Genomic DNA, 22,401 nt, shown 5'->3' with positions numbered 1-22,401 from the left:
ACCCTGGCTAATTCACCACACGCTCACATGTTCTCATCGCCGCATTCACGACCGCCGCCAGCAACACGCCGATCGCCTCGCAGCGGCACACGGTTCGCATCGGCGCTCGTACTGGCGGCGGCGCTCGGCGCCGGCGGATGCATGTCGCTCGCGCCGCACTACGTACGCCCCGCGCTGCCGGTTCCCGACACCTGGGCCACCGGGTCTTCCGCCGACGGAACATTGTCCGCGGACGCCACACCGGCCGCCAGCCGGATCGACTGGCGCAGCTATTTTCCCGACGCCCAACTGCAGGCCCTGATCGAGCAGGCGCTGACCGGCAACCGCGAGTTGCGCATTGCCGTGCAGCGCGTCGAAGAAGCGCGTGCAACGTACGGTATCCGGCGCGCCGACACGCTTCCGACGATCTCCGCAGGCGGCTCCTATGTCCGTTTCCGCTCGCCGGGCGGACTCCTGCCCGGCGGAAGTTTCGACGGTGAGGCGTATCAGGTCGGACTGATGGAAAGCAATTGGGAACTCGACTTCTGGGGCCGCGTGCGCAACCTCAAGGACGCAGCCCTCGAGGAATTCCTGGCGAGCGACGCCGCGCGCCGCGCGGCCACCATCAGCGTGATCGCAAACGTAGCGGACAATTATCTGCTGCTGCGCGAACTCGATGAACGTATCGCCGTTGCACGCGAGACGATCGCAAGCCGCGCCGAATCGCTGCGAATTTTCCGCCGCCGCTTCGAGGTCGGGGCGATCTCGAAGCTCGATCTGCGGCAGTCGGAAATTCTTTTTCAGCAGGCGCAAACGCTGGTTGCGCAACTGGAACAGTCACGAGCCACTCAGGCCCACGCGCTCGCCGTCCTGGTCGGCGCGCCCGCCCCGCTGCAGCCGGCGCCGCTGGACGACGCGAGCGTATGCCCGGATCTGCATGCGGGACTGCCTTCGTCGTTGCTGGAGAGGCGTCCGGACATTGTCGCGGCGGAACACCGGCTGCGGGCCGCGAACGCGAATATCGGCGCGGCACGCGCGGCGTTCTTTCCGCGCATCACGCTCACGGGCGCGGTCGGCTCGACGAGCACCGATCTTCAGAACCTATTCGCATCGGGTAGCGGTGCGTGGATCTTCACGCCCAACATCTCGCTGCCCATCTTCGATGCCGGGCGCAATCGCAGCAATCTCGAACTCGCGAAGGCCCGCGAAGGCGAAGCGGTGGCGCAATACGAAGAAACCATTCAGGACGCCTTTCGCGACGTAGCCGATGCGCTGTCGGCCAGAGTGTGGCTCGCCACGCAGGTTCAGGCGGAAACCGACACGCTGGTGGCGCAGTCCGAACGTGCGCGCCTTGCCAGGCAGCGATACGACAACGGCGCGACACCGTTCCTGGAAGTGCTCGACGCGCAGCGCGACCTGCTCGACGCACGGCAGCAACTGATACAGACGCGGCGCGCATTGCTCACGAGCCGCGTCGCGCTTTATGCCGCGCTCGGTGGAGGCGTGCAGGACGCAGATCCGGCGCCCCCGCCTTCAGCCGCCGACATCACACTCAAACAAGGCCCATTGCCATGAGCCCCAGCAGAAAAAAACTGACGCTCGGCGTCGTCTTACTGGCCGTGATCGTCGTGGCCGTCTACTACGGCTGGACGCTCCTGCACGACTCGGGTCCCGCAGCAGGTTTCGCGAGCGGCAACGGCCGCATCGAGGCAACCGAAATCGACGTCGCGACCAAACTGGCAGGCCGTGTCGAAACCATTGCCGTCGACGAAGGCGACTTCGTCAAGGCGGGGCAGCCGCTTGCGACCATGCAGGTGACCGTGCTCGACGCGCAGCTCGCCGAAGCCCACGCGCAACATCAGCAGGCGATCAACACCGCGCTCAGCATCGAAGCGCAGGTCGTACAGCGGCAGAGCGACAAGGCGGCTGCCGAAGCCGTGGTCTCCCAGCGCGAAAGCGAACTGGACGCCGCACAACGCAAGCTGGCGCGCTCGGAAACCCTGTCGCGCGACGGCGCGTCCTCCATGCAGGAACTCGACGACGATCGCGCCCGCGAGCGCGGCGCGGAAGCGACGGTCCGGGCCGCGAGAGCCCAGGTCACCGCCGCCCAGGCGGCCGTCGACGCGACACGCGCGCAACTGGTGGCCGCGCATTCGGCGGAACGCGCCGCGCTCGCGACCGTTGCGCGCGTCGAAGCCGACATCAGCGACAGCCAGTTGACGGCGCCGCGCGACGGCCGCGTGCAATATCGCATCGCCGAGGCCGGTGAAGTGCTTCCCGCGGGCGGCAAGGTCCTGAACATCGTCGACCTCTCCGACGTCTACATGACGTTCTTCCTGCCGGAGACGGTGGTCGGCAAGGTCGCGCTGGGCGCCGAAGTGCGCGTGATACTCGATGCGGCGCCCACCTATGTGATTCCCGCAACCGTTTCCTTTGTCGCCAGCACCGCGCAGTTCACGCCGAAGACCGTGGAAACCAGCAGCGAACGCCAGAAACTGATGTTCCGCGTCAAGGCGCGCATCAACCGCGAACTGCTGCTGCAGCATCTGAAGCTCGTCAAGACAGGCCTGCCGGGCGTCGCGTGGATCAGGATCGATCTGCACGCCGCGTGGCCCGCTTCGCTCGCGATCAAGGTGCCGCAGTGAGCGGTAACGCGACGGCTGAAGCCGCACCGGTCATCCGGCTGCGCAACGTCGTGCTGCGTTACGCGAAAACCATTGCGCTCGACAACCTCACGCTGGATTTTCCCGCCGGCCGCATGACCGGGCTGATCGGGCCCGACGGCGTCGGCAAGTCGAGCCTGCTGGCGCTCGCAGCCGGCGCCCGCGCGGTTCAGGAAGGCACCGTCGAGGTGCTCGGCGGCGACATGCGCTCGCGCCGGCACCGTGCGCTCGTTTGTCCTCGTATCGCCTACATGCCGCAAGGGTTGGGAAAGAATCTGTACCCGACACTGACCGTCGAGGAGAACCTGCAGTTCTTCGCGCGGCTGTTCGGCCACGATGCCGCGGAGCGCCGCCGGCGCATCGACTCGCTGACCCGCAGCACCGGCCTGAAACCGTTTCTGGCGCGCCCGGCGGGCAAACTCTCCGGCGGTATGAAGCAGAAGCTGGCGCTTTGTTGCGCGCTGATCCACGACCCCGATCTGCTGATTCTCGATGAGCCGACCACCGGCGTCGATCCGCTGGCGCGCGCGCAGTTCTGGAATCTGATCGCGAGCATCCGCAAGGGCCGGCCCGGCATGAGCGTGATCGTCGCAACGGCTTACATGGACGAAGCGCAGCGCTTCGATTCACTCGTCGCGATGGATGCGGGACGGATCCTCGCGACCGGCGAACCGCGCGCCCTGCTCGAACAGACGAACAGCGACACGCTGGAAGCGGCGTTCATCGCGCTGCTGCCGGAGGAACGGCGCCGTGACCATCGACCAGTCGTTGTCGAACCGCTGCCGGCCGACGCCGCTGCCGACCTCGCCATCGAAGCACGCGATCTGACCATGCGTTTCGGCGATTTCGTCGCGGTGGACCACGTGAGCTTCCGCATCCGCAGCGGCGAGATTTTCGGCTTTCTCGGCTCCAACGGCTGCGGCAAGTCGACCACGATGAAGATGCTGACCGGACTGCTGCCCGCGAGCGAAGGCTCGGCCAAACTGTTCGGCCGCGAAGTCGATCCCAACGACATCGACACGCGCACCCGCGTCGGCTACATGTCGCAAGCTTTTTCGCTCTACGGCGAGCTGACGGTTCAGCAGAATCTGGTACTGCACGCGCAGCTCTTTCACGTGCCGCCGCAGCAGATTGCCGCCAGGGTCGACGAGATGGTGAGCCGCTTCGGCCTGGGCGAGGTACGCGACGCGTTGCCGGACAGCTTGCCGCTCGGCATGCGCCAACGCCTCTCGCTGGCGGTCGCGATGGTGCACAAGCCGGAACTGCTGATTCTCGACGAACCGACTTCAGGCGTGGACCCCGTCGCTCGCGACAACTTCTGGCAGTTGATGATCGAGCTCGCCCGCCGCGACCGGGTCACGATCTTCATCTCCACGCACTTCATGAACGAGGCGGAGCGCTGCGACCGCATCTCGCTGATGCATGCGGGCCGCGTGCTCGCCACCGAGGCACCGGCGGAACTCGTGCGCCTGCGCGGCACGGCAACCCTGGAGGAGGCCTTCATCGGCTACCTGATCGAAGCAGGTGCCGACAAGGCCGAAGACGGCGGCGCCGAAGCAACGATCGAAGCGCCCGCAAGCACGAACGATTCCGGCACAGGCACGCTGGACCAATCGCCGAACCGCTCCCGCCCTCGCGCGTTCAGCCCGAGCCGTGCCCTCACCTATATCTGGCGGGAGGCGCTCGAATTGCGCCGCGATCCGGTGCGTGCCACGCTCGCCCTGCTCGGTTCGCTGGTGTTGATGTTCGTGATGGGCTACGGCGTGAGTCTCGATGTCGAGAGCCTGTCTTACGCGGTTCTCGATCGCGACCAGACCGAACTGAGTCACGACTATGCGCTGAACATGTCGGGTTCGCGCTATTTCGTGGAACAGGCTCCGCTCAGCGACTACGCCGATCTCGACAAGCGCATGCGCGGTGGCCAACTTTCGCTCGCCATCGAAATCCCGCCGAATTTCGCACGCGATCTGCAACGCGGCGCGCCGGTGCAACTGGGAGTGTGGATCGACGGCGCAATGCCGCAGCGCGCGGAAACCATCCGCGGCTATGTGCTCGGGCTGCATCAGGCCTGGCTGACGGATCAGAGCATCCACCGGCTCGGCCTGACGCCCGCCGCGCAGGTCAACATTGAAACGCGCTTTCGCTACAACCCCGACGTGAAGAGCGCCCCGGCGATGGTGCCCGCGATCATTCCGCTGCTGCTCCTGATGCTGCCGGCCATGCTGACCGCGCTGGCGGTAGTGCGTGAGCGCGAACTGGGCTCGATCATCAATCTGTATGTCACGCCGGTCACACGCAGCGAGTTTCTGTTGGGCAAGCAGGTCCCTTATGTCGTACTGGCGCTGCTCAATTTCCTGCTGATGACCATGCTGGCACGAATCGTTTTCGGCGTGCCGGTCAAAGGCAACTTTCTGACGCTGCTCGCCGCGGTGTTGATCTATAGCATCGTCGCGACCGGCATGGGCATGCTGGCGTCCACGTTCACCCGCAGCCAGATTGCCGCGATCTTCCTGACCATGATCGGCACGCTGATCCCGGCCATCCAGTTTTCCGGCCTGATCAATCCGTTGTCTTCGATGGAAGGCAGCGGGCGCCTGATCGGTTCGATCTATCCGGCCACCTACATGTTCACGATCAGCCGCGGTGTGATCAACAAGGCGCTGGGCTTTACCGATCTTCAGGGGCAATTCTGGCCGCTGCTGGCCGCCATACCGGTGGTGCTCGGCCTGACCACGGCACTCCTCAAAAAGCAGGAAACCTGAGCATGCGCCGCCTTTCGAACATCTACCGTCTCGGGGTCAAGGAACTGTGGAGCCTGTGGCGCGACCCGACCATGCTGGTGTTGATCGCCTATACCTTCACCGTGGCGATCTATTCCGCCGCTACCGCGCAGCCCGACACGCTGCATATGGCGCCGATCGCGATCGTCGACGAAGACGCCTCGCCGTTGTCCGCCCGCATTGCGTCGGCGTTTTTCCCGCCCCAGTTCGGCATTCCGCGCCTGATCGCCCCCGCCCAGGTCGATCATGGTCTCGATACGGGCGAATACACTTTCGCGCTCGACATTCCGCCGAACTTCCAGCGCGACGTGCTGGCCGGAAAACCCGCGTCGATCCAGCTGAACGTCGACGCGACCCGCATGAGCCAGGCGTTCACCGGTAGCAGCTACGTGCAGCAGATCGTGACCGACGAGATTTCAGGCTTCGTGGCGCGCTACCGGGACACCGCGCCGCCGCCCGTCGATCTCGCCGTGCATATGCGCTTCAATCCGAATCTCGACCAGACCTGGTTCGGCGCGCTGATGGAGATCATCAACAACGTCACGATGCTGTCGATCATTCTCACGGGCGCGGCACTGATCCGCGAGCGCGAACACGGCACGATCGAACATCTGCTGGTCATGCCGGTCACTCCAGCGGAGATCATGCTGGCGAAAGTCTGGTCGATGGGGCTCGTGGTCATGGTGGTGGCCACGGCTTCGCTGACCTTCGTGGTGCGCGGCGCCCTGCATGTGCCGATTGAAGGCTCGGTGGCCCTGTTCATGGTCGGCACGGCGCTGCATCTGTTCGCCACCACGTCGATGGGCATTTACATGGCGACGCTCGCGCGCAGCATGCCGCAGTTCGGCATGCTGCTGGTTCTCGTGCTATTGCCGCTGCAAATGCTCTCCGGAAGCATCACGCCGCGGGAGAGCATGCCGAAGATCGTTCAGGACGTCATGTTTTTCGCACCCACTACTCACTTCGTCGAGCTTGGGCAGGCCATTCTGTATCGCGGCGCCGGCCTCGATGTCGCGTGGCGGCCGTTTCTGATCCTGATCGCGATCGGCTCGGTGCTGTTTGCGATGGCATTGCGGCGTTTTCGCAGAACCATCGGTCAGATGGCCTGATACGTATGCGTTGGCCAACGCGAGTTCGACATCCCTGCTGCTCCTACGCTCTGACGGATGCCCGACCTCGCATGAACGCTCACGCTCGCTGCTTCTCCTCGAAATGCGGCTGCCGCGCCGTCACCAACGATAGCTCGGCGAGCAGGACGCATGTCGCATCGAGCAGATCGTCGAACGAAAGCAGTCCCACCAGTTCGCCCGCATTGCCGACGACAGGCATGCGCCGTATGGCATGCAGACGCATCCGCTTCACGACCTGCCACACGTCTTCGCCTTCGTACGCGACGATGAGTGGCGAAGACATGACATCGGCGACAAACAGCCCGAACGCATCGACTTCCCGTGCGAGCACCGCGAGCACGATATCGCGGTCGGTCAGCAGACCGCGAGGATGAAGCTTTCCATCCGCGCTTTTCTCCACCGCGACAATATCGCCCACGTGACGATCACGCATGATCTTGCATGCTTCGAGGATGGTCGCGTTCAGCCCGCACGTCACAACGTCTCTTGTACAGATATCGCCTGCATTCATGTCCCGTATCCTCCTGCGTGGAAAGTCCCTCTCGAATCGGGACTCGATCTGATACTCAGACTAGACGGATAAACGGCGCAACCATTGATTCCAGTCAACCGGGACCTTCTGCCGCCAGTCCATATGCGCACGCATGTAATCGATACGTGCACGCATGCCGGATACCGCTGCGCGGCAGTAGCCCGATCCGTTCGACGACCGCAACGTTGGATAGGTTGATTTGTATCAATCGGCCCTTGAACATGGGCTCTAAGGTGGGATCAACTGGCGCGAGAATGCGCCGGCTTTGAGGTGCCGTTCAGCGGCGATATCAGATAGAGGCCTTCATGTCGAACACCGAAGAAGTTTTATGGCTGCTGGACCGTGCTGCGACGCTCGACGCCGCCGTTCGGGATCTCGCGCTCGCGCTCGAAACGCCCACCGAGGATCCCCGCTTCGCGCTCAAAGGGATCGTCTATAAAGCGTTGAGCGACCAGCATGGCTTCACCGTCACGCTTCACGGTCTCACCCTTTTACCCGTCTATGAGCAGGTGCTGGACCGGTCCCGCGATTGTCCCGATCTTTTCGCGTGGATTCACCTGTGCCTGCCAGGAGATGGCGGGAAGCCGGCCAAAAGCATCGTCAGTCTGCTCGTTGCCGACACCGGCGACTATTCGGACGACGGTACCACCCGGTTCGACTACAGCACGTACGACGTCACCGGCAGACCCAGCGACCTCGCCCGCTACCGGCTCTCGCTCGCCATTGCCCGAGCACTGCAAGCCTGTCTGCCAACGCTCCCCGCTGCGCAAGCCGCATGCGATCCCGCGCCAGCGGATCATCAAGCTGCCTGACGAAGCCGTGCAACGGGACGTTGCGCGAAGGCCTGCCCCCGCTTCAGCGAGGACGCTTGATACGCGAGCGCAACAAGTCGATCTCGTCGAGCAGATCGAGCGCCAGTGCGACGCCGGGAGCATTGATCTGGAAGTCGTGCGCCAACCGCTGCGCGGTCTGCACGCGCCGCAACGCCGCGCCGCTGAAGCGCCATTCCTGCGGCTGCTCGCCAGTGGGCTCGAACACGCCTTCGGAGACCCAGAGCGTCAATTCCTCCTCCGATGCCCCGCTCACCCGGCTCAATTCGACCAGAGTGAATTCGATGTTCTCATCGACAATCTGCCCTTTCAAAAAGGTCGTCGTACTCGTCTCTTTCACGATGATCACCGATAGAAGTGCGCGCGCGGATCGAAATTGAACGCCTGCCGCATCGCATCGTAAGCGGCCTTCGCTGATTCGGTATCCGCAGGCGGCAGGACAATGTTCAGAATCACATACAGATCGCCAGGCGGGTTGGCCGGAATGCCCTTGCCTTTGAGCCGCAAGCGCCTGCCGCTGGCTGAACCCGCCGGCACCGTCATCTCGACGGAACCGTCGGGCGTGGGCACGGTAACTTTCGCGCCAAGGGCCGCTTCCCACGGCGCCACCGGCAACTCGAGCGAAACATCGCGCCCGTCCACCTGAAAACGCGGGTGGTCCCGAAAGGCGATTTCCAGGTAGAGGTCGCCGGCCGTTTCCGGCGTGGCGCCGGCGGCGCCCTGGCCGCTCAGCCGCAGATGCTGACCCGCGCGGATCCCCTTCGGAATGGTCACGTTGAGCGTGCGCGTTTCCAGCGAAACATGGCCTTGCGCGTCGACCACCGGCATTTGCAGCGAAATCGCGCGCTGGGCGCCGCGATAGGCGTCTTCGAGATCGATCAATACCTTGGCATGATGGTCTTCGCCGCGCGCGTCGAAGGACCGCTGCCGCGCATGCGGATGCGCACCGCGCGCGCCGCCGAACATCTTCTCGAAGATGTCGTGGAAGTCGGCTTGTTCGCCGGGCCCGCTGCCCGCGCCGCTGAATTCGAAACCTTCGTCCCAGTTCGGCGGCGGCTGGAAGTCCTGGCCGTTGCGCCAGTCGCTGCCCATGCGGTCGTAGGCGGCGCGTTTCTCCGGGTCCTTGAGCACCTCGTAGGCTTCGCCCAATTCCTTGAAACGTTCTTCGGCGTCGGCGTGCTTGCTGACGTCCGGGTGATACTTGCGCGCGAGTTTCCGATACGAACGTTTGATGTCATCCTGAGACGCGCTTCGCTCGAGACCCAGGATTTCGTAATAGTCTTTGTATTTCATGCTGGCGGCAAACCCATGAGAGACGGAGGCGGCAATGGGCACCCATCGCGATGGCAATCACGGAACGACTTTATACCAATCCGGGCAGGGCAGCAAAGTCGGGGTTCGGCACGCCACCGTTGCAGCGGCGCCGATCGTGAAGCCCATCTCCCCGCTCAATAACCGCGAGTGCGGTCGACGATATTCGCCAGCGCTTCGCCGCGCAGCAATCGGGCGAAATTTGCAAACCAGAGTTCGAGCACGCGCAGGTTGTAATCGGGCGCGTCGCACGAAATGTGCGGCGTGACGACGAGTCCCGGTACGTCCCACGCCAGATGATCCGCCGGCAACGGTTCGGGATCGAATACGTCGAGCAATGCGCCGCCGCACGCGCCCGAATGCAATCGCTCGAATAATGCCGCATGGTCGATCAGCGCCGCGCGCGAAAGGTTGACGACGCCCGCACCGGGCCGCATGCGGGCGAGGCGCGCGGCGGAAAGCAGGTCGCGTGTCTGCGGCGTGAGCGGCGCCGTGATAACCACGAAGTCGGCCTGAGGCAGCCAGTCGTCGAGTGCGGAGATCGTTGCGAGTACATCGACTGCTTCCACCGCCTGCGCCGGTGCCGCGCCACTCCGGTTCAGTGCGATGACTCGCAAGCCGAGCGCGCGCGCCGCGCGGCTCGCTGCCATGCCCAGATCGCCGAAGCCGATTATCAGCGCCGTCTTGCCGCGAATGGACGTGGTCAGCCGCGCGTCCCAGCGATGCTCCCGCTGCGCCTGCAACACGGCCGGCATTTGCGCATTCAGCATCAGTAACGCCATTTGCGTGTATTCGGCGGCCTTGTCGCTATGAATGCCGCTGCTGTTCGTCAGGATCAGGTCGCGGCGCAGACGATCGAGCGGCATCAACTGATCGACGCCGGCGCCTGTCGTGTGAATCCAGCGCAGACGTGGCGCGTCGTTCACCACCTCATGCGGGAATCTAGACGCCAGCAGGAAGTCGACGTCGTCCAGCGGACGCGCGAACCGCTCGCCGTCCCAGCCGAACGTCACGTCGATTTGCTGGGCGAGATCGGGATGCCGCGCGCAGGCGACCTGCCACACGGCTTCGTGAAGATGAAAGGCCGGCGACTGACGCCGCTGGCTTTCGAGGTGCAGCCGGTAACGGCGGGCAGGTTCGGTCATCCGGGCAGCATCCTTACAGGGGGAGCGCAACGAGCGTGTCGTAGCGGCACGAATCCGTGACGACCGTGCGCTCACGCAGCAACGCGCGGCCGCCTTCGACAACGATCTGATCGATATAGCGTCCGACGCTGAACACGACCATGCCGCCTTCATAGCCCGTTCGCACGACCATGTAGCTGGTTTCGCAACCAATCAGCCCGTCTTCGACGCTAACGACTTCGGTCGGCCCAAGTACATGACGGTAGACATGCGGCTCGAACACATTGACCGACTGGATCGAACTGACGCGATCCAGCAGCATGCCGCGCGTGTTGCAGAACCAGATGCCGAAATCGCGGCCCGCTTCGAAATCGGTGCGAGTGAGAATGCGGTAAGTGCAATCTTCGGTGAAGAACTCCGGCCAGCGGTCGAAGTCGCCATTGTCGATCGAACTGCAATAGTGGGCCATCAGGCGCGCGATACTCGCGCCCGTCTGGGTGCTGACTTCCAGGTCAGGGTAGCGCGTCGTGCTAGACATCCATCAGTTCTCTATAGAATTTCCAGAAGCCGCGTACCGAGGTTTCGGTCGCGCGGGTCGCCATCGGGCCGGTGCCCTTGCCGCCCATCTCGATCACGGCGGCGTCGTCGAGATCGCCGCGAATACCCTTTTCGACGAACGCGCCAATCGTGCCGTCTTCCATCGACACAAAACCCGCGGGCCCAACGAGATTGCTCTGCTTGCGCCGGATGAGCGTTTGCTCCGGTGTGTCTTCCTCGAAGCCGAGCACGGTCCAGATCAGTTCGCATCGATCCACGCCGAGGGGCACCACCTGCCGCACGCCGATCGAATTCATGATCTGATGCAGCACGAAGCCCGGAAAAATGCTCTGGATCGCATTGGTGATCTGATCGGGATACTCCATCCACTGATCGATCAGCGAAGGATCCTTCAGGCCGAAATCGTCGCGCATTGCACGAATCACGCCGGAGTCGTAGGCCTGATCGCCGACGTCGGTATAGCGCTTCGTAAAGGTGATGTGATGCCGGCTGTCTTCATCCTGCAACGTACCGCCTTCCGCCGACAGCCGGTTGATCTTGAAGGTCGAGAAGAACGCATGCAACAGGCTCGGGTGATAGTTGTCGCGGCTATTCTCGACGTAGAGTTTCCAGTTGTTGTGCATCACCTGACTATAGCGGCCCAGTATCTTTACCCGCCCATATAGCGTGCGCTCCATGTGCCGCACCATTGTCGGTCCGAGATAGTCCTTCAGTGCAGGGGCTTCTTCGGAAAACGAACCGAACACGAGGCCGCGGATGGTCTCCACGCGCAGCTTCGTCAGACGGAACTTTGATTTGTCGAAATCTTCGGGCATGCCGCCTTTGCCCTGCACACCCTTCTCGAATGCGACGCTCGTCAGTTCGCCGTCGAAGTTGTAAACCCAGTTGTGATAAGGGCAAACGAAGTTCGGACGCTTGCGGTGCCCCTGCGCTTCGTAGCAAAGCACCGAGCCCTTATGCACACACTTGTTCACGAGCGCACCAATGGTGCCGTCCTGTTGGCGCACGACAATGACCGACGTATGGCCGACCTTGGTCGTGATGTAGTCACCCGGGTTTGGAATCTCGATGTCGAGGCAGAGGAAACTCCATGTGGGCCCACGAAACACGGCATCCTGCTCGCGCTCGTAGGTTGCGGCATCGGAGAACACACGTAGCGGCACGCGCGTAATGCCCTCTTCCGGCCAACGAATCCGGCTGGCCGAAAATCCAATGGTCGCGACCGTACCGTCGCACTTTTCCGTCATATTGCTGCTCCGTTGATGAAGGCCCGTGCTCCACGGCGGCGGCTGTGGCAACTGGCCCACTCCCGATACCCGCTCATTTGACTGCTTCCGAGTCGAGATAGGGCTTCTGATAGAAGAGATCCGCGGGAAGCTCGCCCTTCAGCGTGCCGGCGGCCTTGAAAACTTCGAATGTGCGTTTCAGTGTGTCGATGTCGCCCGATTTGAACGAGACCGTATTCATGGTCGTCCAGTGGTCGCCGTAAAAACGCGCGCCCTCGTCGCTCATGTTGCCGGCCTTCTTGAGTATCGCCACGACAGCGTCGGGATTGGCCGCGCCGAAGGCCAGCGCCTGGCGCATCGCCGCGAGCACCTTCGCCGCATCTGCCGGGTTGTCCTTGAGCCACTCGCTGCGCATCACGGCGACACCGATATAGGGCGGTGTGTTCGCTTTCGTCATCTGTTTCCATTGATCTGACAAAGTCGTGATGACGCGCACTTTCTGCGCACTGTCCGGCACCTGCGCCACCGTGGTGGGACGCATGACGGCGGCATCGACGTTCTTCTGAACGAGGAACTGCGCAAGACGCGGCTCGTCGCCCGCAACCAGGCGATAGTCGGCAAGCTTGAGCCCGTAATTGCCGTCGAGCACCGCCGTGCCGACGCCAGTGGTCGCACTGCCGATGGGCGACATGCCGACCTTCTTGCCGCGCAGTTCCCCCGCAGAATGGATCGGCGAATCCGCGAGCACGACGATTTCCGCATCGACAATCTGCGTAGCGGCCACCATTCTCACCGGCACACCCTGCTGGCTCAGGCTGAATGCTCCCGCGAGGCTCGTGCCGAATGCCAGATCGATCGCGTTCGAAGCCAGCGCGGTAGTCGGTCCGTTCACGTCCGGAAAATGAAGGAACTGCACCTGCAGGCCCTGTTTCTCAAAGAACTTCTGCGCTTCGAGCACGGCACCGAAACCGAGACTGGTGCCGCTGGTCCAGTAGCCCACGCGCAGCGGCGCCGCATACGCACTGGTAAGGCACGCGCCGGCTATTACGAGTGTGCATGCTGCCTTTAGAACGGAACGAAATGATTTCATGGTGCTTTGCCTGAAGTAGCGACGCAGCCGGTCTTCCCAGCGTCGTCTTTGAAGGATTACTAAATGTCCTTATCAAAACATAAAGCACGGTGCAACCATTCATCGAGAGATTCCGCCTGAAACAAAGGCGGAACCTTCCATATTACTTGCCGATCGCGACCAGCGGCGCGTGCTCGAAGTCCTGCTTCATGCTGCGCAGCACACGTTCCATTGTCATGTCGCGAAACTTCTCGATGTGCCGGCGCGTAATGCGCGCGCCCGACTTGCCGTCCCCTGCCGACAGCACCTCCACCAGCTGGCGGTGATCGTCGGCGATTTCCGGGCTGTCGTCTTCGTCGCTGAAACCGAGCGCCACCAGCCGGGCCATTTCGTCGAACAGCACCGAGATGCTGCGCACCAGACGTTCGTTGCCCGACGCCATTGCGATCACCAGATGAAACTCCCGGTTCGCATCGAGAAAAAATCCGATCCGGTTGCCGTGATTCTTCGACGCTGTATTGCCGCGCGCGGCGCGATCGATCCGCATCAGCGCCTTCGCATCCACCTTGCCGGCCGCGAGCCGCGCGGCCTCGGGTTCGAGAATCAGCCGCAGCGCGAACACCTCCTCGACATCTTTCAGCGTCACCGGTACGACGACGTAGCCGTGTCGTGGCACCGAACGCACCAGCCCTTCGTGCGTGAGACGCGCGAGGGCCAGCCGGCACGTCGACTTGCCGACGCCGTATTGCTCCATCAACGCGGCCTCGGTCAGCATGCTGCCCGGTTTCAGCGAGCAGGAGAGTATCGCCTGCCGCATGGCCAGATAAGTCGACTCACCCAGCAACTTGCCCTCGGCCGCGGCCTTGCCCCCAGAAATTACTTTTCCTTCCATCTTGCCCCCGTACGGTCTATCCAGGAATGGCTATGTATTATGCTTACGTCGCTCTGTAGGCACCTCACCAACCTCAAGTCATTCTAGGAGATGCATATAGGGAAGTAAACTGAACACAATAAAGCGCACCCTGTTGCACCATCTATCAGCCAGCAGTGCCGCTCCATCGGCGTACGGTTCGCGATTCGATATCGAACAGGTCAAGCACGCGCCCGAGCGTATGATCGACCATCTGCTCGAGCGTTTCCGGCATCGCGTAGAACGCCGGCACTGGCGGATAGACAATCGCACCGGCGTCCGTGACGGCCGCGAGACTGCGGATATGACCCGCATGCAACGGCGTTTCGCGCACCATCAGCACGAGACGGCGACGTTCTTTGAGCATCACGTCCGCCGCTCGCGAAAGCAGCGAACTGGTACAGCCGGTCGCCACTTCCGACAGCGTCTTGATCGAGCACGGCGCAACGATCATGCCGTCGACGCGAAACGAGCCGCTCGAAATCGCCGCACCGATATCGGTGTTCGGATAGTTGACGTCCGCGAGCGCCTGCAGATCGGCGATCCGCATCTGCAACTCCTGCGCAAGCGTCACCTGCGCCGAACGGCTGACAACCAGGTGCGATTCGATCTCCAGCTCACGTAGCAGACGAAGCAAACGCACACCGTAGATCGCGCCCGAAGCCCCGCTGATACCGACCACGATGCGGCGCCGTGCCGAGGATTGAGATCTCATACAACGTCTCCTTTCTCCGCCCGATGCCGCCATTGCCCGCGCAAACGCGTCCTCATGGCTTTTGACCCGCCATGATCTTCTTTGCCGTTTCGTACGGCCCGGTGACGAATACATCGGGCGGAAGCGTGCCTTTGATCGAGCCGCTCGCCGCAAAGATCTGCTGCTCGCGCTTGAGCGTGTCGATATCGACTGGTTCGAAGGAAATGCTGTTCAGCTCGGCCCAATGCGCGGCATAGATCTGCGCGTCGCTTGCGGGCAGATTCGCGACTTTCTGCAGGATCGCCGCGACCTGGTCCGGATGCGCGTTGCCCCAGGCGATTGCATTGTGAATCGCCACAATCAGCTTCGCGACGGATTGCGGATCGCGCTGGATCAATTCCGTGCGCGCCGCAGCCACGCCCAGATAAGGCATCGCATCGGACTTCGTCAGCTTGTGCCATTCTTCCACCAGCGTGCCGAGACGCCGCGTCTTCACTTCCGTCAATTGCGCGACCGTGACGGAGCGCAGCGCAGCGGCGTCGACCTGGTGCTGCACGAGAAACTGCGCGAGACGCGCCTCGTTGCCCGGCACCAGCGAATAATCGCCAGCGTTGAAGCCGTAATTCGCTTTCAACACCGCGGCCGTCATCAACGCGACCGAGCTTCCCGACGGCGACATGCCGATCTTCTTGCCGCGAAGTTGCGCGATCGACTGGATTTGCGAATCGGCCGGAGTGACAAATGTGACATCGGCCGGCGCCGTTGCACCGAAGATCTTGATCGGCACGCCGGTCGCCGCGATGCTGAACGCGCTCGCGCCCGCCACACTGAAGCTCACGTCGATCACATTGGCCGCGAGTCCACTCGCCGGTGCGTTGACCTCGGCGAAGTGCACGAAACGCGCGTCGTCGATGCCGGCTTTCTTCAGGAAGTCGCCGGTTTCCAGCACGGCACCGAGGCCGAGGCTCACGCCGCTCGTCCAGTAGCCGATGCGCAGCGGCGCGGCCTGCGCGGACAGTGCGAGCACGGACATCACGGCGGCAAACAGCACACGCCTTGCAAGCAGGTAAGGTTGCATCAGGTCAGCTCATCAATGGGGTGAATGGAGCGCTGCCGGGACGCGCAGCGCACTGAACGGCATCGCGGCAATCAGCGCCGCGTCGGCGGCACGGCGTCGAAGCGCGACCCGCGCACGCACAGCTTGCCTTCCGCGGTTTTCCACAACTGCTTGCGTTCATGCAGTTCGCCGAGCGCGCGAGCCAGCGTGCGGAAGTCGTATTTCGACAGCCGTTCGGCGAGTTCGGTGTAGTAAAGCGGCGTGTCGCCGATGAGCGCGAGCGCTTCGGCGGCGGCCTCCTCCACCTGTTCCGGCTCCGACACATGCACCGTATCGGCCTTGCCGTCGACGTAGTCCGCGATCTTCGCCGTATCTGCGTACGCATACGAAATGCGCTCGTAGCGTTCGTGCGGAATGCCTTCCGAGATCGTTGCGTCCACACCGACCTTGGCGCCCGTCGGCACCATGCCGGGCGGCATGACCGGCAGGCTCGGGTCGAGCGGCTTGGCACGCGCGCCGGGAATCACGATCAGGTCGCGGTCACCCTGCACGCGCGTCGCGATCGCCCATTCCACCTGTTCGCCGTTGAACACGTCGATGTCGTCATCGACCACCACCACATGCTTCAGATCCATCACCGACAGCGCCGCCAGCAGCGCGTTCTTGCCCTCGCCCGCCTGCTTCCTGATCGAAATGACCGCATGCCAGAATGCGCGGCCGCCCAAGGTCACGTTGATGTCCTTCACCTGCACGCCGGCCGTGCGCAGCGCGCTGCGGATCGCCTGATAGCGCGTCGGCGCCGCGAGCCACGTGTTTTCCCACGGCATGTGCAGCGAGTAATACATCGCGTCGCGCCGATGCATGATCGCCTTGATGCGCACATCCGGATTCCAGTGCAGCCCGCCCATCAATGCGGTGAATTCACCGAAACGGCCTTCGGGTTGCGTCCAGCCCGTCGGCAGGATTTCCGCTTCGATCACGATTTCCGAGTCGGCGATATAAGGCAGATCGACAGTCTCGCAAGGCGCCAGTTCGACCGGCACGCCGCGAATGCCGCCCGCGATCGCCATTTCATCCACGCCGATCGGTGCGCGATAGCCCGCGCCCATGATTTCCATCGGGTGGTTGCCGATCGAAATGGAGATCGGGCACGGACGTCCCTGTTCGTAGGCACGCTGCGCGAACATGCGCATATTGTTCGGCGTCACGATGTCGATACCGCTCAGCGCCTTTTCCTTGACCATGAAGCGATAAATGCCGCTGTTCAGGCCGTACTCCGGATCGCGCGAAATCACGATACCCGCGGTAATCATCGGCCCGCCGTCGAAAATCGAAGACATCGGAATGGGCAGGCGGAACAGATCGACATCGTCGCCTTTGTAGATCACTTCTTTGGTGGCGGACGTGGCGACGTATTTGGGCGGAATCGGGTTCTGGATGCCATGCGCCAGCATCTTTTCGATTTCGGAGTAGCTGTCGCAACCCATTGCCATCATCGCGCGCTCCTGCGTGCGGATAATGCCCGACAGCAGCGGCATGTCGTAGCCGATCACGTTATGAAACAGCAGCGCCTTGTCGCTCTGGTCGACGAGCGTGCCCACGTGGCGGATATCGACGGGTTGCCGGATATCGACCAGTTGCTGTGCCGCGCGCAGCCGTTCCAGGAACTCGCGAAAGTTCTCGTTCATACTGAACTCCATGATGTTGAATGTCGTATCGGTTTCACTTACGCGGTCTCGCTATCCTGAAGCGACGCGAGCGCTATGGCTTTTAATGCGGCGCGATCGATCTTGTTCGTGGACGCAAGCGGCAATGCGTCGACGAACCACACGCGCCGCGGGTGCTGGTAGGCGGGCGCATGCGTCAGCGCATACTGTTTGGCTTCCTCTTCCGTTAGCGACGCGCCCGCGCGCCGCACCACGAACGCCACCGGCTTGGTTCCCTTGATGTCGTCGGCGACCGGCACCACGCAAGCCTGGACGATGTCCGGGTGCGTCTCCAGCATCTGCTCGACTTCACCGGGAAAGATGTTTTCGCCGCCCGACACGAACATGTCGTCCGCACGGCCGACGAACGCATAGAAGCCCTGTTCGTCGCGGTGAAATACGTCACCCGTTATATAGAAGCCGTCTGCTGTCACCGGCAGCGGCAGGTCCGGCCGGTTGTGGTAACCGAGCATGACGGCGGGGCTTTTTACGGCCAGCACGCCGGTTGCAACACCTGTCGGCGGTGCGTCGAGCAACTTGACGCTGACTTCGGGATGCGGATATCCGACCGACAGCAACGGCGGTTCGATCCCTTGCGGATGTGGCCCGAACACGATCGGGCCGCCCTCGGTCGTGCCGTAGACGTTAGTGAGCTTCGCATTCGGCAGTACCTCGCCGATCTGCGCAAGCAAGCTCTCGCTGACGGGCGCCGAGCCCATCCGGATGAAGCGCGCCGATGAAAGATCCGTGCGCTCGAGCAGTTCCTTTTCGCGCAGCATCATCGCGATCATGGGCGGCACGGAGGTGAGCCACGTAACCCGATAACGCTCGATCGCCGTGATGTACATGCGCGCGGTGAATTGCGGAAGCAGTACCACCGTACCGTGCCCGTATAACGACATCAGCACGAGCGTCAGCGCGTTCATGTGATACATGGGCGCGGCCACCAGAAAGCGATGCGCCTCCGGTGGCTGCGCGCGCGCTCGCGTACGCGCCACCCACAGATGGCTGCCGTGCGAGAGCATTACGCCCTTCGGCTTGCCAGTCGAGCCGGACGTATAGAGAAACATTGCCGGCGTGTCGGGCGTAGGCACGAAAGTCTCGAACGGGCCGCGTTCGACGAAAGAGGCGAAACTGTCTTCCCCCGTCGAATCGAATACGACTGTCGGCAGATCGTCCGGGCAATCGGCAAGTCGCGCGGCGTCGCAAAACACCAGCCTTGCACCGCTATCGCGAATCACAAAGGTGGAGAGCGCGGGCGGAAACCTGAAGTTGACGGGCACGGCGACCATTCCCGCGCGCATGATGCCGAGCAGCGCCGCGACATATTCAGCACGATTCGCCGCAAGAATGGCAACGCGCTCACCGACCTTCAGACCGCGCCGCACCAGTGCACGCGCGACGCCGTCAGCCAGCGCGTCGAGTTCTCCGTAGGTCATACGCGTATCGTGCCACGCGCAACCCGTTTCATCCGGTTCCCCAAGGGCGATCACCGCAAGCTTGCACGGATCGCCGTCGGCGTCGATCAGATCGCCGAGATTCTCAGGCGTGGGCATGTTCAACTGCTCCGATAAATTCAATGACAGTATTGAGTTCGCCTAACAGCACGACAACGGACGAGGCGCCGCTCTGCGCATGGGCCGGCGCCATCAGCCGCACCACGCTCTCGTCGACGTGCGACGTGAGCGCGTCCAGACGTGCGCGCACCGCGGCAAGATCGCTGACCTCGACGACGACCGCGCCAAAATAGCTGTCGCGCCCTGCCGCGTTACAAACGAGGTCGCCATAGCGCGCGCGGTACGCCGCGCCATCGATAAAGTCCAGATCGAAATCGCCCAACGCAATGCGCGAGTGCCGGGCGGACGGCGATGTTAGATCCGACTCGCCGGCAATCAGCGCATAGCGGCGCGCTTCGAGTTGCGGCTCGTCGCTCACGATCACGCATTCCTTCAGGCGTTGCGCGCCGTTCGGATGCTTCGCCCATTCGGCACGGAAGACCCATTCCGGCGTGAGGTGCTCGCAGAAATAGACGCGTCCGGCGGAGAGTTCTTCCGCTGCGAGCCGGGTTGTCCGGAAACGGGCGATCTGCTCGACGCCATCAATGTCCACGGGCCGCGTGAACGACTGCGGGTCACTCGCACGCACGCCGGCATCGATCAATCGCGCGTAGGTTCCCTGCGCGTCGTCCGTCTTGAACACGAGACCGTCTATACCCAGACGGCTTTCGAGAATCTCGCGCCGCAACGTGGTGGCGCCGGGCGGCAGGCCGACCAGTTCGAGATAATGTCCATCGAACATCATCAGGTGATTGACCGAGCCAAGCGAGTGATAGCCGCGCGGAGTCAGCGCGAAGCCGAGCGCTTCGAAACACGACGCCGCCGCGTCGGTTTCGAACATCGCGTTCACGACGACATGGTCGAGCATCGATGTCGCCGTGTTCATCATGCCTTCGGCGCGGGAGCGGGCGCGGTCGAATAGACGCCCCGGCCGCTGGCGAGCAGCGCCCCGGACTGGTCGTAGATGTATGCCTCCGCAACCGAAATCGCGCTGCCGAACTTCACGACCTTGCCGCGCGCAATGAGGTCGCCGGGCATTGCCGCGCGGTGATAGTCGACGCGAAGATCGATCGTCGGTACGCCGCGGCCCGTTTTCGACACCAGCGCCCAGTCGGCCGTGAGGTCGACCAGCGCGGCAAGAATGCCGCCGTGCGTATAGCGGCGTTCGGGGTTGACGACCCACTCTTCGCGCCACGTCGCGGCGATTTCGATCGAGCCATCGCCGACTTCGAGCACACGCAGACCGAGCCACTGATGATAAGGACCGCGCGTGAGCATTGCCTGAACCTGCTCCGCGGTAAGTTGCTGGTTATCAGCCATTCGAGTCTCCGTATTTTTATGGGGTAACGACAATCTTGCCGAGCACTTCCCGATCGCGAATCATGCGCAGGCCTTCGGCGGCCTGTTCGAGCGGCAGAACCTTGTCGATCTGCACCGCGATCTTCTTCGTACGGATCAATTCCATCAGTGCAGAGAGGTTGTCGTCATAGAAACTGTTCGAGCCGATCACGCGAATCTCGAAGCTCCAGATGTAGCGCAGGTCTTCCTTCGGATCGTGGCCCGCGGTCGCGCCGCAGACGAGCAGGCTGCCGCCGCGTTTGATGCATTTGAGCGACGGCACCCACGTATCGCCGCCGGTGAAATTGATTACGACGTCCGCGCCGCCTTCATAGCTGCGGCGTTGCGGCTTGCCGTACTTCTCGATGACCCACTTCGAGAAATCGGTGTCGCGATAGTTGATGACGTGATCCGCGCCCATCGCCTTGAGCCGTTCAGCCTTGTCCGCACTGCCGGCGGCCGCGATCACTTCGGCGCCGAGCATTTTGGCAAGCGTCACGCAACCGGTTCCGACGCCGCCGCTCGCACCCAGAATGACCACACGATCGCCCGGCTTGATGGTGTTGTGCGTGACAAGCATCCGGTGCGCCGTGCCGTAGGCGACCGGCAGCGACGCCGCTTCTTCGAACGTCACGCCTTCGGGCATTGCGATCAACTGGTCCGCGCTGACGAGGCAGTATTGCGCCATGCCGCCGTCGAGCATTTCGCCCATCAGGCCTTTCTTCTTGTTGAGCGGATTGACGAGCACCCGCGCGCCGACCGACCAGTTCTCGACGTTGTCTCCCACCTCCGTGATCTCTCCCGCCATATCCAGACCGATGACCACAGGCAACGGCACCTTGATGCCCGGCATACCCTTCACCGTAAAGACGTCGTGATAATTGAAAGACGACGCACGCACGCGGATGACCACGTGACCCGGCACCGCCTTCGGCATCGGCATCTCGCCGACATGGAGTTTGTCGACGTCACCGTGTTCGGAGAGAATCAAAGCCTTCATCGTACTGCTCATATGTACTCCTATTTATGGAAAGCAAACGCACTACTTCTTCGCAAATGTTCGGCTACTTCAGCCACTTCAGCCCGCGGCGCGGCAGCAGTGCGCCGCGATCCCGTTCTCTATGCCCGCTTCTTCCAGCGGAACAGGTGGTTTTCAAGCGGCTTGAGAATGCCATACTCGAGCACCACCATCAGCACCACCATAGTGAGTGTCCATGCGAACACCTGATCGGTCTGAACAAGGTCCGCCGCCTGACGCAGCCGGTAGCCGACGCCGTTCGACGAACCGATCGTCTCCGCCACCAGCGACACCCGCCAGCCGAAACCGAACGCGAGGCGCGCACCGGAGAAGAAATACGGCAGCACGGTGGGCAGATAGATCTTGGTCATCACCTTGCTTCGCGACATCTGGAAACTGCGGGCAAGCTCCACGTATTCGGCATTGACGCTTTGCGCGCCCTGCCACACGTTCGTGAGAATCAGCGGCATTGCCTCCATGAACACGACGAAGATGGTCGTGCCGTTCGAGATGCCGAACCAGATCAACGCAAATATGGCCCAGATCGCGGCGGATACCGTGTTGACCACCGACAGTACCGGCTCGCAGAAACTGCCGAGCCGACGGTTCGCGCCGAGCAGGATGCCGAGCGGCGTACCGACCAGCGCGGCCAGCAGAAAACCTGCGACGACGCGGTACAGCGTAATGCCGAGGTCCTCGGCAAAGGTACCGGTGGCGATCAGGTCAAGCAGCGCGTTCCACGTTTTCCCCGGACCTGGGAGAATGAAGGCCGGCACCCGTTGCGCCGCCACCCACCACAGGATCAGGAAAATGGCGAGCAGCGAAAGACGTTGACCGGCGACTCTCGCGAAACGCGTCAGTCGGCCAAACCGTGCGGGAAAAACAGAACTGGCGGTCGAAACAGAAGACATCGCAACGTC

Annotated in this window: 21 protein-coding genes; 5 read left to right on the top strand and 16 right to left on the bottom strand. The window is 62.7% G+C overall.

From position 1 onward, the window contains the following. The first annotated feature begins 27 nt into the window (after positions 1-27). Genes BXE_RS25495 through BXE_RS25480 form a run of 4 tightly spaced genes read left to right on the top strand, consistent with a single transcriptional unit; the run spans position 28 to position 6,531 of the window. On the top strand, positions 28-1,554 hold the full coding sequence (locus BXE_RS25495) for an efflux transporter outer membrane subunit (protein WP_040124009.1): 1,527 nt from the start codon (positions 28-30) through the stop codon (positions 1,552-1,554). Further along, positions 1,551-2,624 (top strand): HlyD family secretion protein, encoded by a 1,074-nt coding sequence (locus BXE_RS25490; RefSeq protein WP_011491010.1) that lies wholly within the window; start codon positions 1,551-1,553, stop codon positions 2,622-2,624. The genes BXE_RS25495 and BXE_RS25490 overlap by 4 nt, the downstream gene beginning before the upstream one ends. Next, a complete protein-coding gene (gene rbbA / locus BXE_RS25485; RefSeq protein WP_011491009.1) occupies positions 2,621-5,404 on the top strand; it encodes a ribosome-associated ATPase/putative transporter RbbA in 2,784 nt (927 codons plus the stop codon). The genes BXE_RS25490 and rbbA overlap by 4 nt, the downstream gene beginning before the upstream one ends. Positions 5,405-5,406: 2 nt before the next feature. Next, the gene (locus BXE_RS25480) at positions 5,407-6,531 is read left to right on the top strand and encodes an ABC transporter permease (protein WP_011491008.1); all 1,125 of its coding nucleotides are present in this window, start codon (positions 5,407-5,409) and stop codon (positions 6,529-6,531) included. Between the two features lie 79 nt (positions 6,532-6,610). Here the strand turns inward: BXE_RS25480 and BXE_RS25475 are convergent, their stop codons facing one another. After that, positions 6,611-7,063 (bottom strand): CBS domain-containing protein, encoded by a 453-nt coding sequence (locus BXE_RS25475; RefSeq protein ID WP_011491007.1) that lies wholly within the window; start codon positions 7,061-7,063, stop codon positions 6,611-6,613. Positions 7,064-7,389: 326 nt separating this feature from the next. On the opposite strand from BXE_RS25475, the gene BXE_RS25470 reads away from it, so the two are divergent. Further along, positions 7,390-7,896: a hypothetical protein gene (locus BXE_RS25470; protein WP_011491006.1), complete on the top strand. Its 507-nt coding sequence runs from the start codon at positions 7,390-7,392 to the stop codon at positions 7,894-7,896. A gap of 43 nt (positions 7,897-7,939) precedes the next feature. On the opposite strand, the gene BXE_RS25465 is transcribed toward BXE_RS25470, so the two are convergent. The 15 genes from BXE_RS25465 to BXE_RS25395 form a co-directional block, all read right to left on the bottom strand. Then, positions 7,940-8,263: a chaperone modulator CbpM gene (locus BXE_RS25465; RefSeq protein WP_011491005.1), complete on the bottom strand. Its 324-nt coding sequence runs from the start codon at positions 8,261-8,263 to the stop codon at positions 7,940-7,942. After that, positions 8,260-9,207 (bottom strand): DnaJ C-terminal domain-containing protein, encoded by a 948-nt coding sequence (locus tag BXE_RS25460; RefSeq protein WP_011491004.1) that lies wholly within the window; start codon positions 9,205-9,207, stop codon positions 8,260-8,262. The genes BXE_RS25465 and BXE_RS25460 overlap by 4 nt, the downstream gene beginning before the upstream one ends. A 155-nt stretch (positions 9,208-9,362) precedes the next feature. Beyond that, a complete protein-coding gene (locus BXE_RS25455) occupies positions 9,363-10,370 on the bottom strand; it encodes a D-2-hydroxyacid dehydrogenase (RefSeq protein WP_011491003.1) in 1,008 nt (335 codons plus the stop codon). A gap of 13 nt (positions 10,371-10,383) precedes the next feature. Continuing rightward, on the bottom strand, positions 10,384-10,887 hold the full coding sequence (locus BXE_RS25450; RefSeq protein ID WP_011491002.1) for an aromatic-ring-hydroxylating dioxygenase subunit beta: 504 nt from the start codon (positions 10,885-10,887) through the stop codon (positions 10,384-10,386). Beyond that, the gene (locus BXE_RS25445) at positions 10,880-12,154 is read right to left on the bottom strand and encodes an aromatic ring-hydroxylating dioxygenase subunit alpha (RefSeq protein ID WP_011491001.1); all 1,275 of its coding nucleotides are present in this window, start codon (positions 12,152-12,154) and stop codon (positions 10,880-10,882) included. Before BXE_RS25445 ends, BXE_RS25450 begins: the two co-directional genes overlap by 8 nt. Positions 12,155-12,227: 73 nt before the next feature. After that, positions 12,228-13,223, bottom strand: a complete 996-nt coding sequence (locus tag BXE_RS25440) for an ABC transporter substrate-binding protein (RefSeq protein ID WP_011491000.1) — start codon at positions 13,221-13,223, stop codon at positions 12,228-12,230. 142 nt (positions 13,224-13,365) lie between these two features. Then, entirely contained in the window at positions 13,366-14,094 is a 729-nt protein-coding gene (locus BXE_RS25435; RefSeq protein ID WP_011490999.1) for a GntR family transcriptional regulator, read from the bottom strand. 145 nt (positions 14,095-14,239) lie between these two features. Beyond that, positions 14,240-14,827: a UbiX family flavin prenyltransferase gene (locus BXE_RS25430; protein WP_011490998.1), complete on the bottom strand. Its 588-nt coding sequence runs from the start codon at positions 14,825-14,827 to the stop codon at positions 14,240-14,242. Between the two features lie 52 nt (positions 14,828-14,879). Then, positions 14,880-15,884 (bottom strand): ABC transporter substrate-binding protein, encoded by a 1,005-nt coding sequence (locus BXE_RS25425; protein WP_011490997.1) that lies wholly within the window; start codon positions 15,882-15,884, stop codon positions 14,880-14,882. A gap of 71 nt (positions 15,885-15,955) precedes the next feature. Next, on the bottom strand, positions 15,956-17,551 hold the full coding sequence (locus BXE_RS25420; RefSeq protein WP_011490996.1) for a UbiD family decarboxylase: 1,596 nt from the start codon (positions 17,549-17,551) through the stop codon (positions 15,956-15,958). A gap of 38 nt (positions 17,552-17,589) precedes the next feature. After that, a complete protein-coding gene (locus tag BXE_RS25415; protein ID WP_011490995.1) occupies positions 17,590-19,125 on the bottom strand; it encodes a class I adenylate-forming enzyme family protein in 1,536 nt (511 codons plus the stop codon). Then, positions 19,112-19,993 (bottom strand): VOC family protein, encoded by an 882-nt coding sequence (locus tag BXE_RS25410; protein ID WP_233518977.1) that lies wholly within the window; start codon positions 19,991-19,993, stop codon positions 19,112-19,114. The genes BXE_RS25415 and BXE_RS25410 overlap by 14 nt, the downstream gene beginning before the upstream one ends. Positions 19,994-20,010: 17 nt before the next feature. Beyond that, a complete protein-coding gene (locus tag BXE_RS25405; protein WP_011490993.1) occupies positions 20,011-20,445 on the bottom strand; it encodes a PaaI family thioesterase in 435 nt (144 codons plus the stop codon). Positions 20,446-20,461: 16 nt separating this feature from the next. Next, positions 20,462-21,475, bottom strand: a complete 1,014-nt coding sequence (locus BXE_RS25400; RefSeq protein ID WP_011490992.1) for a zinc-binding dehydrogenase — start codon at positions 21,473-21,475, stop codon at positions 20,462-20,464. A 107-nt stretch (positions 21,476-21,582) separates the two neighbouring features. Beyond that, positions 21,583-22,392: an ABC transporter permease gene (locus tag BXE_RS25395; protein WP_011490991.1), complete on the bottom strand. Its 810-nt coding sequence runs from the start codon at positions 22,390-22,392 to the stop codon at positions 21,583-21,585. Positions 22,393-22,401 lie beyond the last annotated feature (9 nt).

Origin of the sequence: Paraburkholderia xenovorans LB400 (assembly GCF_000013645.1) — a bacterium.
In the GTDB taxonomy this organism is placed as follows: Bacteria; Pseudomonadota; Gammaproteobacteria; order Burkholderiales; family Burkholderiaceae; genus Paraburkholderia; species Paraburkholderia xenovorans.
The sequence above is the reverse complement of the archived record's forward strand: the minus strand, read 5'-3'. Positions and strand labels throughout refer to the sequence as shown.